Here is a 14,314-nt window from a genome sequence, read left to right as displayed (position 1 = left end):
CGCTCGGTGCGTAATCTCGTAGGCGTGCCAAAGATCGCGTATTTCGGACCGTCGGGAACCTTCACGGAGATGGCGCTCGCCCAGCTCGAGGCCGCGGGTGCCTTCGACGGGCAGGTCGAGCGGGTCGCCGCGACCAGTCCGCCCGCCAGCCTGGCCAAGGTGCGCGACGGCGTCGTCGACGGTGCCGTCGTTCCCATCGAGAGCTCCGTCGAGGGGGCCGTGGTGCCCACCCTCGACTCGCTCGCGCTGGGCGACCGCCTGCAGATCGTGGCCGAGACCGAGCTCGACGTGGCGTTCACGATCCTCGGCGGGGCCGGCATCGAGCGGCTCGATCAGGTGCGCACCGTGCGGGCGTACCCGGTGGCGGCCGGTCAGGTGCGAATCTGGCTGGAGGAGAACTGCCCCGGCGCCGAACTCCAGACGGCGTCCTCCAACGCGGGCGCCGCCGAGGACGTGGCGAACGGCCTCGCGGACGCCGCCGTGTCCACCGCCCTCGCCGGCGATCGACTCGGGCTGCGCAGCCTCGCCGACGGGGTGGCGGACGAGAAGAGTGCCCGCACCCGATTCGTTCTCGTCACCGCCCCGACCCAGGTGCCCGCACGCACCGGCGGCGACCGCACGTCGGCCGTGCTCGAACCCCACAACACGCCCGGCTCCCTCGTCGGTGTGCTCTCCGAGTTCGCTACCCGCGGAATCGATCTCATCCGGATCGAATCGCGCCCGGTGCGCACCACCCCCGGCCTGTACCGATTCTTCGTCGACTGCATCGGGCACATCGACGACCCGCTCGTCGCCGAGGCGTTCCGTGCGCTGCACCGCAAGTCGCACGTGCGGTTCCTCGGGTCCTGGCCCGCGGCGAACCCCAGCGGCCCGCCACCGCCGTCCGACGGAGACGCAGCGGACTGGATCGAACGAATCCGTCAGGGAGAGAGGGAATCGTGAGCGGCAAGCTGATCCTGGTCCGGCACGGGCAGACCGAGGCCAACGTCGAGCGCAGGCTCGACACCCGGCTGCCCGGTGCCCGGCTGACACCCGAAGGGCTCTCCCAGGCGGAACGGCTGGGCACCGACCTCGCCGCGAAGGCGACGACGGCAGCCCTCGTGTCCTCGCAGGCACTGCGCGCCCGGCAGACGGCGCGCTTCGTCGAACTCGCGTCGGGCATCGCCGTCCAGGTGCGGGAGGGCCTGCACGAGGCCCAGGCCGGTGAACTCGAGGACCGCACCGACGAGGAGTCGCACAAGCTGTTCATGAAGACGTTCCACCTGTGGCACACCGGCGAGCTGGACGCCCGGGTTCCCGGCGGGGAATCCGCCCACGACATCCTCGAACGGTATGTGCCGGTCGTGGACTCCCTCCGTGAGCAATACCTCGACGACCCGGCGGACTCGGGGGACGTCGTGCTGGTCAGCCACGGCGCCGCGATCCGGCTCGTGGCAGCGCAACTCGCCGGGGTGCCCGGGCTGTTCGCCTCCAATAATCATCTGGCCAACACGCAGTCCGTGGAGCTGACGCCGCTCGCGGGCGGCGGCTGGGAGTGCGTGCGCTGGGGAACCGTCGAGCCACCGTTCGAGCACCGGGTGATCCCCGGCGCCGACGACCCGATGGGGTGACGTCGTTGCGCGCACCCTGGGGTTGCGCGACGATGGAGGAAACCGTCCTCGAGGAGTGACGGCGGTGGATTGGTTCGTTGGCGATGACTATTCGCTCGGTCGGCTGCTCGTCACCGAGGGGCTCGCCGCGATCTATCTCGTCGCGTTCGTGGCCGCGAGAAACCAGTTCAGGCCGCTCGTCGGAAGCAACGGGATGCTGCCCATCCCGCGCTTTCTCCGCGCCGTCACGTTCGGTCGTTCACCGAGCATCTTCCATTTCCACTACTCGGACAGATTCTTCGAGGCGATCTGCTGGACCGGCGCCGGACTGTCACTGGCCGCGCTGCTCGGTCTGACGCAGGTCATCCCGCTCGCCGCGTGCATGCTCGTGTGGTTCGCCCTGTGGGTGCTCTATCTCTCGATCGTCAATGTCTCCCAGATCTGGTACAGCTTCGGCTGGGAGTCGTTGCTGCTCGAAGCGGGTTTCCTCGCGATCTTCCTGGGCAACGCCTCGGTCGGTCCGCCGATACTGGTGCTGCTCGTGCTGAGGTGGTTGCTGTTCCGCCTCGAATTCGGGGCCGGGCTGATCAAGATGCGCGGCGACCGATGCTGGAAGGACCTCACCTGCCTGTACTACCACCACGAAACCCAGCCGATGCCCGGACCGCTCAGCTGGTACTTCCACCGGCTGCCGAAGCCGCTGCACAAGGTGGAGGTGCTCGGCAACCACTTCGCTCAGCTGGTGGTGCCGTTCGGGCTGTTCGCGCCGCAACCCGTCGCCGCCGTCGCCGCGACGATCATGATCGTCACCCAGCTGTGGCTGGTGGCGAGCGGTAACTTCTCGTGGCTGAACTGGACGACCATCGTGCTGGGACTGTCCGTGATCCCGGACAGCGTGTACGAGAAGGTGCTGCCCTTCGACGTCCCGGCCGCCGACGACTCGGCGCCGATGCCCTTCGTCGTGCTGGTGATCGCGGTGACGGCGCTCGTGGTCGTGTTGAGCTACTGGCCGATCCGCAACATGGTCTCCCACGGGCAGCGCATGAATGCGTCGTTCAACAAATGGCACTTCGTCAACACGTACGGCGCGTTCGGCAGCATCACCCGGGTGCGTTACGAGGTGATCGTGGAGGGCACGTCCGACGCGCACGCGAGTGTGCACTCCGTGTGGAAGGAGTACGGCTTCAAGGGAAAACCGGGTGACGTCAACCGGCGGCCACGCCAGTTCGCGCCGTATCACCTGAGGCTCGACTGGTTGTTCTGGTTCACGGCGATCTCTCCCGGCTACGCCGAACCGTGGTTCCGGGGTTTCGTCGAGCGGTTGCTGCGGAACGACCGTGACACGCTGAAGCTGTTGCAGTACAACCCGTTTCCTGAGGATCCGCCGAAACACGTACGTGCGCGCATGTATCGGTACGAATTCACCACCTGGAAGGAGCGCCGCGAGACCGGTGCATGGTGGAAGCGGCAACCGGTGTAGGTCAGCGGAGCCGGTCGGCCAGCGACTCCAGCGCCTGCCGCAGACGCTGCGGGGTGCCGGGGCTGAGCGACGACCACGCCACCCCGTGCGCGGACACACTGGACGTGCCGACGATGCGTCCCGCCGACGTGTCGAAGACCGTGACGGGGCCGCCCACGGGATCGTATCGTCCGTCGCCGTAGACGATTCCGACGATCTCGGCGTAGGTGGTGCAGCCGGCCATCGCGTTGCCGAGGGCGGTCGCGTCGACCGCGGTCACCCCGAGTGCGGTGAGGGCGGCGGCGAGCGACTTGCCGTCCCCACCCTGATCGAAGGCTTCGCCGAGCTGGACCGTGGGTGCGTTGACGACGCCGACGTTCATCGGCTCCACGTCCCCCAGCGCTCCGATGGCGGGGGCGAAGAGGTCGGCGCCCGCGTCCTGTACGACGTACGTGTCGCCGGCGCGCAGGGCGAGCACCGAGAGGGCGTCCCCCTGGGAGATGCACAGTCTCGAGATGCTGCCGTCGACATACCAGCGCAGGGCGATCTCCCACAGCGGTCGGGCGAGTACCCGCAGGCGGTCGGCGAGTTCGGGGTGAACCCTGCCGCCCGGGAGCAGGTCCCGGGCGGCGAGGGTGTCGACGGCGCCGCGGAACGCTGCGTCCCTGGCGCCGTACGTGTCGTACCGGGGGGTGGCGTCGAGCACCACCGGCAGCACGTCGAGTGCGAGCGTGTCGACGAGATAATCCATTTCGTCGAGGCTCAGGGGCACCGCCGGGAGGGTCGGTACGCCCGGCTGGGTGCCCAGATCGATCACCGTCCGGACTCCCGGTGGTCGGGGTTCGCGCCGATGACCGACGGAATGACGGTGCGCCCGTCGGAGAAGTGCTCGAAGTTCTTCAGGTAGTCGGGGGTCTCCCGCTCGTCCTCGTCCTGCGAACCGGCCCCGGCCGCGCCCGCTCCCCGCCCGACCGTCATCGGTCCGCTACCGGTGGCGCCGCGCCCCGCCGCAGCCGGGTTCACGTCGGCGCGAACGTCTCCGATCACCCCGCCGGGTGCGGTTGCCGGTGCGCCGGGCCGTGCGCCCTGGCCGCCGTCCGGCTTGCCCCAGCCCTCGGGCAGGGTCGCCCCGCCTGCGGCGCCCGCACCTAGGGCACCGACCGAGGTGCGCGCTGCTGCAGCGCTCGTCGAGGCGGAGCCGCCGCCGTATGCGCCGCCGGACATCATCGGCGCGCCGCCCACCATCGGGCTGACACCGCCACCGGTGACCGCGGACAACGCCGCGCCACCGATGTTGCTCGCTGCCGACGTGGCGGTGGAGACCGTGGTGCCCGCGATGCTGCCGACCTGCGACGCGGCCGTGGTGACCGCCGGGTTCTGGCCGGCGGCCATCAGCGCGGCAGCCGCGGCACGGGTCGGATCGAACTCACCGTCGGACGGGATTTCGTCGAACGTCCCGACCTCCTTCGAATCGGCCTTCGTGACGATTCGAGGGGGCTGCCGGTACGTGCGTTTGAGCGCCAGGATATTCGACGCGGCCTCGTACCCCTCCATCACGAGCCCGGCGCGAATGTCCATCGCGCGGTCCGCGGCTTCCGCGGCCGCGGCGGTGCCGTTGAGCGCCCCACCCGTCGAGTACGCCGTGGCCTTCGCGGTCTTCACTGCGACGATCTCGGGGATGCTGGGCATGATGAGCGCGGCGGTGGTGTAGGCGCCCGCCTCGAGTCCCGCCTTCGCTGCCGTGTCCGCGGCGAGTTCGGCGCATTCGGCGGTCCACACCGTGAACGGCGTGATCTTCGCGAGCGCCGCGACCGCGGACACCCCCTGCCAGCCGGCCGCGAGTTCGGCCATCACGCGGACCAGTGTGAGATTGGCGTCGACGAAGCTCGTGGACAACGCCGTCCACGCCGCGCTCGCGACGCTCAGCGGCACCGGGCCCGCGCCTGCGACGAGGGTGGTCGAGTTGACGGTCGCCCCTCGGGGCAACCAGATGACACCTGTCAGTCCCATGGTCATGTCTGATCTCCTGGTGGTCTCGAGGCGCCGGCCGTCACATGCCCGCCGCGAGGGTCGCGCCGAGCGCGACGTCCTCGGCGACGTACAGCGCGGCCTGGGTGCGGAGCGTGTTCGCGGTCTCGCGCATCTCGAGAATGCCCTGGGCGACAGCAGGAGTGAACGTGGTGGCAACCGTGTTGAAGTAACCGGCCGCGTGCAGAGAGACCTCTTCGCTCCCGGACGGGAGCACGCGGATGGCCGCGGAGTTGAGAGCGACCGCGGTCTCGAGACGCGCAGCGAGTGCGTCGAGTTCCACGGCGGCGGCGACAAGAGCTTCAGGTGCGACGTGCAGAGCTGGCATTGCGTCGAACTCCTTCTTGACCTAGGCAGGCGGAAGGCAGTTGCCCCCCGGCAAACGAACTGCATGTGCAGCTGTCCCTACACACTTGGACGCTGCAACGCGCTCTTCGGTTCCCCCCGATCCCGAGAAATTCTTCTCGGGAAAACCGTTCATCCCCAGCCGAGCTCGTGCAAGCGATCTTCTTCTATCCCGAAGTAGTGCGCAACCTCGTGTATCACGGTGACGGCCACCTCGTGGACGACTTCCTCCTCCGAACTGCAGATTTCGAGGAGGGCGTCGCGATAGACGGTAATCGTATCGGGCAGCGATCCGCCGTAATGGCTGTCCCGTTCCGTCAGCGCGATCCCGTGGTAGAGGCCCAGAAGGTACGGATCCTCGTCGTTGCGGTCGTCGACGAGGACGACGACGTTGTCGATCGCGGCCGCGAGCTGGGGTGGGATCAGATCGAGTGCGTCGCCCACCAATTCCTCGAATCGGTCGGGCGTCATGCTCACCGCCACATCAGTTCCCGGGAACCGGAACTGCGCCGGGAAGCGGCGTCGGAACAGACCTACCCTCCGGGACCGGCGGCGGCGGCACGGGTGCCGCACCGTTGATGAGGATCTCGCCCTTCGCCGAACCGGTGATGGTCGAGAAGCCGCCGGCGTCGGTCTCCTTGCCCACCGAACAGTTCACCCGCCTGCTGCCCGCGAGCCAGCTGTCGAGTTCCAGGTTGTCCCAGAACAGCGTGAGCGTCTTGTTCCGCAGTGCGTCGGCGGAACCGAGGTACTCGTTGGCGGCCTGCGTGCACACGCCTTCGAGATACTTGTCCTGGTCTTCGACGGACGGCATCGAGGACGGGAACTGGGTGGCCAGGTCGACGACGGAGATCACTTCGAACGCATGGGGCTGCGCGCAGTCGACGGGATCGGTGGGCACGTTCTGGTTGATTCCGATGCAGGTACCCGGATCCCAGATGTTGGATTGGTCCTGCTCGGCCACCTTGCCGGTGAACGGAAGCAACGTCCCTGCGGTGCTGGAGAATTGGAGGCCGCACCGCAGAGTGCGCTCGCCCGCCGCCCAACCGGACTCGCTGGGGAACATCAGACCCACGCTGAACTTGCCGTACGGATCGAACTTCGCGCCGAGGTAGGTGTCGACGGCGGGCACGCAGTGTTCGTCGCGCAGCGCGGCGAACCGCAGCGCACCCGGGTAACGCGAACCCGGACCGAATTCGGCGCCCGGATACACGCTGAGGTCCAGCGGCGCCGCCACCTCGAACCGGTGTTCCTCCGAGCAGTCGACCTTCGCGACGTCCTTCCGGTCTTCCTGCGGATCGTTCGACGGCGTCCAGTCGAGGCAGTCGCCCGCCGCCGCCGAAGCGAACGCGTCGCCGTCCACCGAACCCGTCGCCTGCGGTCCGGAACCGGTCGAGTGTGCGGGGAGGTTCTCGCTGCGGTTGAAACCGCCTGCGATCGCGAACGTGGCGATCGCTGCCACCACGGCACCGGCCGCGACGGCCGCGAGCGCGCGACGCGTCGTGGTCGCGGACATGCTGCGGGGAGCCTTCTCCGGTTGCCCGGCATTCTTCGGCTGGGGGTCGGCACCGTTCGACTGATCTGAGGACATCGATTTCCATAATGCCCGTTCCGATCGTGGAAGCAGAACAACTCCCGCAATCGGCCCGAACCTGGCGTAACTTCGACGACCATGAGTGACGATCCTCAGCACTCCGCCGAGCCGGTGGATCCTGAACTGCAAGAGCTCGCCGGGCGTGTGTTCGACACGGCACGATCCGGCGACGCCGTGTCGTTGGCCACGTACCTCGACGCGGGCGTCCCGGTGAACCTGGCCAATCAGAACGGCGACACCCTGGTGATGCTGGCCGCCTACCACGGTCACGCCGTGGCTGTTCAGGTCCTGATCGACCGTGGCGCCGACGTCGACCGGCTCAACGACAAGGGCCAGTCCCCGCTGGCAGGGGCGCTGTTCAAGGGTGAGGACGCCGTCGTGCGGACGCTCGTCGCCGGTGGCGCCGACGCCACGGCCGGCCACCCGACCGCCGTCGACGCCGCCCGCATGTTCGGCCGCGAGGACCTTCTGAGCTTGCTGGAACCGAAACCGGAGTGAGCCGCTCTGCGGCGCCCGGTAGGGTTTGAAGCCGTGATTGACCTGAAGTTCCTCCGCGAGAACCCCGACGCCGTCCGCGAGTCGCAGCGCACCCGTGGCGAAGATCCCGCCCTGGTCGACGCATTGCTCGAGGCCGACGCGTCCCGGCGCGCCGCCGTTCTCGCCGGCGACAACCTGCGTGCCGAGCAGAAGGCGTTCGGCAAGAAGGTCGGGCAGGCGTCCCCGGAGGAGCGTCCGGCGCTGCTCGAGGGGTCCAAGGAACTCGCGGCCAAGGTCAAGCAGGCCGAGGCCGAGCAGCACGAGGCGCAGGCCGCGCTCGACGCCGCGCACCGGGCGATTTCCAACGTCGTCCAGGAGGGCGCCCCCGCGGGCGGCGAGGACGACTTCGTCACCCTCGAGACGGTCGGCGGCATTCCCACGTTCGACTTCGAACCCAAGGACCACCTCGAGCTGGGTGAGTCGCTGGGGCTGATCGACATGGAGCGCGGTGCGAAGGTCTCCGGCGCCCGCTTCTACTTCCTCACCGGCTTCGGCGCGATGCTGCAGCTGGGAATGCTGCAGCTGGCCGCGCAGAAGGCGATGGCCAACGGCTTCCAGATGATGATCCCGCCGGTGCTGGTGCGACCGGAGATCATGGCGGGTACCGGGTTCCTCGGCTCCCACGCGGACGAGATCTACCACCTCGCCGACGACGACCTGTACCTCGTCGGCACGTCCGAGGTACCGCTGGCCGGGTACCACTCGGGCGAGATCCTCGACCTCGCCGACGGCCCCAAGCGGTACGCCGGCTGGTCGACCTGCTTCCGCCGCGAGGCCGGCAGCTACGGCAAGGACACCCGCGGGATCATCCGAGTCCACCAGTTCGACAAGGTGGAGATGTTCACTTACTGCAAGCCCGAGGACGCCGACGCCGAACACCAGCGCCTGCTCGCGTGGGAGCGCGACATGCTCGCCGCCATCGACGTGCCGTACCGCGTGATCGACGTGGCAGGCGGCGACCTGGGGTCGTCGGCCGCCCGCAAGTTCGACTGCGAGGCCTGGGTGCCCACGCAGCAGGCGTACCGCGAGCTCACCTCGACGTCCAACTGCACGACGTTCCAGGCGCGTCGTCTCGGTGTCCGGTACCGCGACGAGAACGGGAAGCCGCAGACGGCCGCGACCCTCAACGGCACCCTCGCCACCACCCGGTGGATCGTCGCCATCCTGGAGAACCACCAGCAGTCCGACGGCACCGTGCGGGTGCCCGAGGCGCTCGTGCCGTTCGTCGGGACGGATGTCCTGAAGCCATAGAAGCAGGCCCAGGATTTTGGGAAGGCTACCCTTGCGCGAACGCGAAAATGATGTAACCCTTACCTAATCGAGTTGGTTGGTAAGGAGCTCCACATGTTCGTGTGCATCTGCAAGGCAGTGACGGAAGACGAAGTGCACGAGCACTGCGCCGACGGAGCTGACAGCGCGGATGCCATCGGTGAGCGTTGCGGCGCCGGATGGGGATGTGGGACCTGCGTCGATCGGTTGAAGGAGATTCTGGAGCGGTCGGCCGTGAGCACGGCCGCGTGACGAAACCGCAGCACAACTGAACCCCGCGATCCGCTACATCGCGGTACTCCCAGTGGTACGTTCGCCTCAACCGGGGCGAACGGAGGAGTCATGCGCGGCGACGACGAGGTTATTGCTCTTCTCAACGAACAGTTGACCAGTGAGCTGACCGCGATCAACCAGTACTTTCTGCACTCCAAGATGCAAGCCAATTGGGGCTTCACCAAACTGGCGGACAAGACTCGGGCCGAGTCCATCGAGGAGATGAACCACGCCGAGATCCTCACCGACCGGATCCTGTTCCTCGAGGCGCTTCCGAACTATCAGAAGCTGCTGCCGCTGCGTATCGGGCAGGACCTGCGCGAGCAATTCCATTCCGACCTCTCCATCGAAGTCGAGGTCGTCGAGCGTTTGCGTCCGGGAATCCAGATGTGCCGCGACAAGGGCGATGCCACGTCGGCGAAACTGCTCGAGACGATCCTCAAGGAAGAAGAGGATCACATCGACTACCTGGAGACGCAGATCGAACTGATGGACAAGATGGGTGACCAGCTCTACATGGCCCAGCTCGTCGATCAGCCGCCGACCGTCGGGTAGGTCGAAAACGGGGTGACACCCCCGGCGCGGAGTGCGAAACTGGGCGCGTGAGATATCCCGCCGCCCAGCCTTGACCCCGTTCGCAGCGTTTTCTCGCCGTCCGCGTGGTCGGCTATGTGTCCACGCGCGACCTCATCCCGCTCTACGGTCTGTACGACCTGCTGTTCGCCGACCACGGTGTGAGTGTCGGTCAGATCTCGTCCCTGTTCGTCATCTGGTCGGTCGTGTCCTTCGTCGCCGAGGTGCCGTCCGGCGCGTGGGCCGACACCGTGTCTCGACGTGGCCTCCTGGTATTCGCATCCATGCTGTACACGGCCGGATTCACCGTGTGGATCCTGGTTCCGTCGTACGCGGGATTCGCGGCGGGATTCGTGTTGTGGGGCATCAGCGGCGCCATCCAGTCGGGCACGTTCGAGGCGTTGCTGTACGACGAACTCGTCGCGCGAGCCGCTGCCGGTGACTTCGCGAGGTTGCTCGGCTACGCCAACTCCGGCGCCATGGTGTGCAACCTCCTCGCGACCCTGACGGCGGCGCCGCTCTACGTTCTCGGCGGATATCCGCTGGTCGGGTGGGTGAGCGTCGGTGCGACCGTGGTCCACGGCTGCTTCGCCCTGCTGCTGCCCGCGCCGCCCAAGGTCGAGGAGGCGGACGAGACCCTCGACGTCGCCGGCGAACAACGGGGACTCGCGGTCCGGTACGCCACGATGCTGCGGGCCGGCCTCGGCGAGGTCACGCGGGGGGCGGTGGTCCGGCGCGGAGTGATGCTGTCGGCGGTGCTGATCGCGTTCCTGGCGTTCGACGAGTACTTCGGGCTGCTCGCGCGCGACGGTGGAACAGCGACGGCGTCCGTACCGCTGCTCGTCGCGATCACGGTGAGCGGGCAGGTGGTCGGCACAGCCCTCGCCGGACGCACGGCGTCGATGCGCGCCGTGACGATGGGCCGGGCCGTCGCCGTCGCCGCGATCCTGCTCGGCGGGGGAGCGCTGCTCGGCGGCGTCCCCGGATTCCTCGCGATCGGCGTCGGCTACGGCATCCTCGGGAACGCGATGATCGTGTCGGAAGCGCGCGTGCAGGACGCGATCACCGGTCCCGCGCGCGCCACCGTCACGTCGGTGGCAGGCCTGTTCGGTGAGGTGGCCGCGGTGCTGATCTACGCGGGCTTCGCCGTCGGGTCCCTGTGGCTGTCGGTCACGACGCTCGTCGCGGCACTGGCCGTTCCGGTACTGCTGTCGGCGGTCCTGGTGCGACGGTGGCTGCCGCCGGTCCGCGCCGACGCCCCCTCTGCCGGGTGAACGTACCCTTCGACGCCTCAGGTGCGCCGAAGGGTACGTTCGCCCACCGGGGTCAGAGCTTCGCGGACCGCAGTTCGTGTCCCTTGGACGTCTTGCAGCGCCCCGATTCGAGGTCCCACTGCCAGCCGTGCAGGTTGCAGGTGAGGTTGGTGCCGTCGACGACGCCGAACTTCGACAGGTCCGCCTTCAGGTGCGGGCAGCGACGCTGGATCTCGTACCCGCCGAGCTCGATCGACGCGGAGTCGTCGTGGGCCTCGGCGAACCAGCCGTCGGCGTACGCGATGCGTTCGTCGGTGAGGCACTTGAAGAACGTGTAGAGGAATTCGTTGTATCCGCCGACGCGCCACGCCTCGAAGCGGGTGGACAGGAAGATGGTGTTCACCCAGTCGGGCTCGTCGTCCCGCAGCACCGTGCGAACCAGTTCGGGGGCGATGCGGAAGCCGTAGCGGTGCTTGCCATCCTTCTCGCCGCGTGGACGGACGGTGCGCTGCGGGAAGTCGAGGACGACGGTCTCGTCGCCCATCACCAGGCCGACGGGGTAGCCGATGCCGTCGCAGATCAGGTCGGACTGCTTCATGATCGGCTCGAACTTCGCCTTCAGCGCCTCGAGCAGCGGCTCACCCTCGGCGGGGGCCCACGTGGCCTTCTCGGCGGCCAGGACCGGCGCCATGCGCTTCGCCATGTCCTCGATGTACGCGGCCTTCTCGGAGAAGATCTTGTCGACCTCGGCGTCCGGGATCGGGTGCGTGAGCGTCAGCTCGCCGCCCTTCAAGTCCGCGGTGGACCCCGGGATCATCAGGATGCCGCCGTCGTTGCCGTGGATCCGCATCTGCTCGAGGAACGTGATCTGGTCGGGGAAGATGTTGCCCTCGTCGCCCCGGTCGTCGTTCAGGTAGCGCAGTGCGTCGTCGAGGAACACCGGCGGTCCGGCGGACGGCACCACCCAGGTGGCCGCGACCTGCTCGATGTAGCTGCGGCAGCGGTCCATGCCGCGCTGACGCTTCTGCTTGCCGAAGTTGGCCTTCGTCTTGGTGGGGATGTCGTAGACCATCGGGTACCAGATGGCGCCCGAGTACTGGAGCAGGTGGATGTCGATCTTGCCGAACTCGTCGTGCAGGACGTCCATGTCGACGGGTCGCGCGTCGTTCATGTTGAAACACGTGGTCTCGCCGTCGGACACCACGAGACCCGAGTCGCCGATCGGACCGTCCGCGGGGGCGCGCAGGGCGATGATCATGATGTCGAGGTCACCCTTGGGGCCGGTGACCTTGTGTTTGACCGAGTCCTCGGTCTCGAAGAACGTGTGGAAGCCCAGCGCCTCGAGTTCACGCTTGAGGTCCGGCACCGGGTAGTCGGGGAGCAGCACCGTCGCGTCCTTGTTGACGTGCTTGCTGAGGTTCTCCGGGTCGAAGTGGTCCTTGTGCAGGTGCGACACGTACAGGTAGTCGCAGTTGCCCAGGGCGTCCCAGTCGAGCTGGGTGTTGTCCGGGAACGGGAACCAGGATCCGAAGTACGCGGGGTTCACCCAGGGGTCGCACAGGATCGAGCCTGCCTCGGTCTGGATGTGGAATCCGGCGTGTCCGACGCTGGTGACCTGCACTGGTATGCCTCCTGGGAGCTGAGCGACTGTTCCAGAGTAGGCGTTCCCCCCAGGTGAGTGACAATGCGCGCTCCAGCACACATCGCCACTCACGTGCGTCAGTTCACTTCGCCCAGGCAGTAGCCGTCGGGGCCGATGGACAGCGTGACCTGCCTGGTGTTCGTCACACCGGACACGTCGGTGACCGGAACGGACACTTCCAGGTAGTCGCCGCGGACCGGTGTGGCGGTCATCGCGTCGGTCGTGAACGCCGTGGTCCCGGCCAGGACGTCGGGGTCGAGCCGGAGCGGCGGCCGCCCTCCGTTGCCGGTGCCGGGCGGATCCCAGGGGCTGAAGCCGGGGCAGATCAGCGGGTAGGCGGTCTCGGTGTCCGCCCCGTTGACCGGCGCGCCCGACTCCCGCGACAGGAATCGGGTGACGGCGTACTCGGCGTCGGCGGGGGTGTAGAAGTCGACGGTCCCGGCGGGGTGGACGTGCGGGCAGGCGTAGCCGGACGCGATCTCGCTGCGTTTGACGGACACCGTGGTGCCGCCGCCGGTCCACGACACCGCGAATTGTCCGTCGACTCCGGGTTGCGCGAGCGCCCCGAGGATCACGGACGTGTCGGCGTACTGGTCGGCGGCCTGGGCGGGCGGCAGCGTCCAGCATTTCGCGGGGACGGTGCCGGGCCGGGTGACCAGGTCGGTGGCCCAGGCGCGGACGGCGTCGACCGCTGCGGGGTTGCCGGGCACCTCACCGACGACCACCTGCGGCACCGGGGCCGGCGGCACGGTGGTCGTGGGCTCGGCGGCGGATGCGGGCGCGGAAACGGTGTCGGCCGGGGGCTCCTCCGTCGGGATACCGGACTGCGAATCGCACGCCACCCCGGCGCCGAGAATCACCGCGACGACCGGCGCGATGAGCGCCCTCCTGCCCCTGCCACCCATCTCCAGCGCGCCCTTTCTCTCGACTCCCCACCGAATGTCCGTCCCCGACGGCGGGCCAGATCGCGGATACCCGGCTACGCTAGCCGATTGTGGAACCCGTCTACCGAACCGTCATCGGCATCGCCCGCACCGTATTCGCCCTCGAGGGGCTGAAGTTCACGGTCAAGGGCGATCAGCACATTCCGTCGACGGGTGGGGCGGTGATCGCGATCAATCACACCGGCTACATGGACTTCACCTACGCCGGACTTCCGGCCCGCAGGGTGAAGCGGTACGTCCGCTTCATGGCGAAGAAGGAAGTGTTCGACAACAAGATCTCGGGCCCGATCATGCGCGCGCTCAAGCACATTCCGGTCGACCGGGCCGCCGGCGCGGATTCGTACAAGGCGGCCGTCGACTTCCTGCGCCGCGGCGAACTGGTGGGCGTCTACCCGGAGGCCACCATCAGCCGGAGCTTCGAGATCAAGGAATTCAAGTCGGGTGCCGCGCGCATGGCGATCGAGGCGAATGTGCCGATCATCCCGGTGGTCATCTGGGGCGCGCAGCGGGTGTGGACCAAGGGGTTCCCGAAGCGGCTGGGCCGCACGAACACTCCCATCTCGATCGCCGTCGGTGAGCCGATCCAGCCGTTCGAGCCCGCGTCCGAGCTGACCGCGAAGCTGCACGCCACGATGACGACGATGCTCGCCGACCTCCAGCAGGGCTACGACCACCCGGCAGGCGAGTACTGGGTGCCCGCGCGCCTCGGGGGCAGTGCGCCGACGCTCGACGAAGCGAACAAGATGGACGCCGCCGACGCCGAGGCGAAGGCGCAGTCCCGTCGGGCCCGGGAGACCGGTAGCTAGAA

Annotated in this window: 16 protein-coding genes; 9 read left to right on the top strand and 7 right to left on the bottom strand. The window is 68.1% G+C overall.

The genetic code is table 11. From position 1 onward, the window contains the following. Nucleotides 1-24 precede the first annotated feature (24 nt). The 3 genes from pheA to WKC72_RS01865 are packed head-to-tail and all read left to right on the top strand — an operon-like array spanning nt 25 to nt 3,069. Nucleotides 25-942: a prephenate dehydratase gene (gene pheA, locus WKC72_RS01875; RefSeq protein ID WP_112301574.1), complete on the top strand. Its 918-nt coding sequence runs from the start codon at nt 25-27 to the stop codon at nt 940-942. Continuing rightward, nucleotides 939-1,610, top strand: a complete 672-nt coding sequence (locus tag WKC72_RS01870) for a histidine phosphatase family protein (RefSeq protein ID WP_112301575.1) — start codon at nt 939-941, stop codon at nt 1,608-1,610. The genes pheA and WKC72_RS01870 overlap by 4 nt, the downstream gene beginning before the upstream one ends. A gap of 55 nt (nt 1,611-1,665) precedes the next feature. Further along, on the top strand, nt 1,666-3,069 hold the full coding sequence (locus tag WKC72_RS01865) for a lipase maturation factor family protein (protein WP_370181570.1): 1,404 nt from the start codon (nt 1,666-1,668) through the stop codon (nt 3,067-3,069). A 1-nt stretch (nt 3,070) separates the two neighbouring features. On the opposite strand, the gene WKC72_RS01860 is transcribed toward WKC72_RS01865, so the two are convergent. From WKC72_RS01860 to WKC72_RS01840, 5 genes are all read right to left on the bottom strand, one after another. Continuing rightward, nucleotides 3,071-3,865: an ESX secretion-associated protein EspG gene (locus WKC72_RS01860; RefSeq protein WP_370181569.1), complete on the bottom strand. Its 795-nt coding sequence runs from the start codon at nt 3,863-3,865 to the stop codon at nt 3,071-3,073. Then, nucleotides 3,862-5,064 carry a PPE family protein gene (locus WKC72_RS01855; protein ID WP_112301578.1) on the bottom strand — a complete coding sequence of 401 codons (1,203 nt, stop codon included), beginning with the start codon at nt 5,062-5,064 and terminating at the stop codon, nt 3,862-3,864. The genes WKC72_RS01860 and WKC72_RS01855 overlap by 4 nt, the downstream gene beginning before the upstream one ends. A 34-nt stretch (nt 5,065-5,098) precedes the next feature. After that, complete coding sequence (locus WKC72_RS01850) at nt 5,099-5,404, bottom strand: PE family protein (protein WP_037228237.1); 306 nt, start codon at nt 5,402-5,404, stop codon at nt 5,099-5,101. Nucleotides 5,405-5,553: 149 nt separating this feature from the next. Beyond that, nucleotides 5,554-5,904: a metallopeptidase family protein gene (locus tag WKC72_RS01845; RefSeq protein WP_009477115.1), complete on the bottom strand. Its 351-nt coding sequence runs from the start codon at nt 5,902-5,904 to the stop codon at nt 5,554-5,556. A 1-nt stretch (nt 5,905) separates the two neighbouring features. Then, the gene (locus tag WKC72_RS01840) at nt 5,906-7,012 is read right to left on the bottom strand and encodes a septum formation family protein (RefSeq protein WP_037228235.1); all 1,107 of its coding nucleotides are present in this window, start codon (nt 7,010-7,012) and stop codon (nt 5,906-5,908) included. 81 nt (nt 7,013-7,093) lie between these two features. Here WKC72_RS01840 and WKC72_RS01835 point away from each other — a divergent pair, with 81 nt between their 5' ends. From WKC72_RS01835 to WKC72_RS01815, 5 genes are all read left to right on the top strand, one after another. Then, nucleotides 7,094-7,513: an ankyrin repeat domain-containing protein gene (locus tag WKC72_RS01835; protein WP_005248859.1), complete on the top strand. Its 420-nt coding sequence runs from the start codon at nt 7,094-7,096 to the stop codon at nt 7,511-7,513. Between the two features lie 33 nt (nt 7,514-7,546). Further along, nucleotides 7,547-8,803 (top strand): serine--tRNA ligase, encoded by a 1,257-nt coding sequence (gene serS / locus WKC72_RS01830; RefSeq protein WP_037228233.1) that lies wholly within the window; start codon nt 7,547-7,549, stop codon nt 8,801-8,803. A 93-nt stretch (nt 8,804-8,896) separates the two neighbouring features. Further along, a complete protein-coding gene (locus WKC72_RS01825; protein WP_037228231.1) occupies nt 8,897-9,073 on the top strand; it encodes a bacterioferritin-associated ferredoxin in 177 nt (58 codons plus the stop codon). Nucleotides 9,074-9,163: 90 nt separating this feature from the next. Continuing rightward, on the top strand, nt 9,164-9,649 hold the full coding sequence (bfr, locus tag WKC72_RS01820) for a bacterioferritin (RefSeq protein ID WP_005260453.1): 486 nt from the start codon (nt 9,164-9,166) through the stop codon (nt 9,647-9,649). 104 nt (nt 9,650-9,753) lie between these two features. Next, nucleotides 9,754-10,941 carry an MFS transporter gene (locus WKC72_RS01815; protein ID WP_370181568.1) on the top strand — a complete coding sequence of 396 codons (1,188 nt, stop codon included), beginning with the start codon at nt 9,754-9,756 and terminating at the stop codon, nt 10,939-10,941. 52 nt (nt 10,942-10,993) lie between these two features. Here the strand turns inward: WKC72_RS01815 and WKC72_RS01810 are convergent, their stop codons facing one another. Further along, on the bottom strand, nt 10,994-12,541 hold the full coding sequence (locus WKC72_RS01810) for a Rieske 2Fe-2S domain-containing protein (RefSeq protein WP_370181567.1): 1,548 nt from the start codon (nt 12,539-12,541) through the stop codon (nt 10,994-10,996). A 98-nt stretch (nt 12,542-12,639) separates the two neighbouring features. Beyond that, nucleotides 12,640-13,467: a hypothetical protein gene (locus WKC72_RS01805; RefSeq protein WP_370181566.1), complete on the bottom strand. Its 828-nt coding sequence runs from the start codon at nt 13,465-13,467 to the stop codon at nt 12,640-12,642. Nucleotides 13,468-13,556: 89 nt separating this feature from the next. Here WKC72_RS01805 and WKC72_RS01800 point away from each other — a divergent pair, with 89 nt between their 5' ends. Next, on the top strand, nt 13,557-14,312 hold the full coding sequence (locus tag WKC72_RS01800; RefSeq protein ID WP_037228224.1) for a 1-acyl-sn-glycerol-3-phosphate acyltransferase: 756 nt from the start codon (nt 13,557-13,559) through the stop codon (nt 14,310-14,312). Nucleotides 14,313-14,314 lie beyond the last annotated feature (2 nt).

The sequence above is a fragment of the Rhodococcus wratislaviensis genome (assembly GCF_041228765.1).
In the GTDB taxonomy this organism is placed as follows: Bacteria; Actinomycetota; Actinomycetes; order Mycobacteriales; family Mycobacteriaceae; genus Rhodococcus_F; species Rhodococcus_F wratislaviensis.
The sequence above is the reverse complement of the archived record's forward strand: the minus strand, read 5'-3'. Positions and strand labels throughout refer to the sequence as shown.

What these genes read in the sequence shown, in the direction of transcription:
- WKC72_RS01805 (WP_370181566.1), bottom strand. Translation starts at nt 13,467, where the DNA reads ATGGGTGGCAGGGGCAGGAGGGCGCTCATCGCGCCGGTCGTCGCGGTG.
- WKC72_RS01850 (WP_037228237.1), bottom strand. Translation starts at nt 5,404, where the DNA reads ATGCCAGCTCTGCACGTCGCACCTGAAGCTCTTGTCGCCGCCGCCGTG.
- WKC72_RS01840 (WP_037228235.1), bottom strand. Translation starts at nt 7,012, where the DNA reads ATGTCCTCAGATCAGTCGAACGGTGCCGACCCCCAGCCGAAGAATGCC.
- WKC72_RS01835 (WP_005248859.1), top strand. Translation starts at nt 7,094, where the DNA reads ATGAGTGACGATCCTCAGCACTCCGCCGAGCCGGTGGATCCTGAACTG.
- WKC72_RS01855 (WP_112301578.1), bottom strand. Translation starts at nt 5,064, where the DNA reads ATGACCATGGGACTGACAGGTGTCATCTGGTTGCCCCGAGGGGCGACC.
- bfr (WP_005260453.1), top strand. Translation starts at nt 9,164, where the DNA reads ATGCGCGGCGACGACGAGGTTATTGCTCTTCTCAACGAACAGTTGACC.
- WKC72_RS01825 (WP_037228231.1), top strand. Translation starts at nt 8,897, where the DNA reads ATGTTCGTGTGCATCTGCAAGGCAGTGACGGAAGACGAAGTGCACGAG.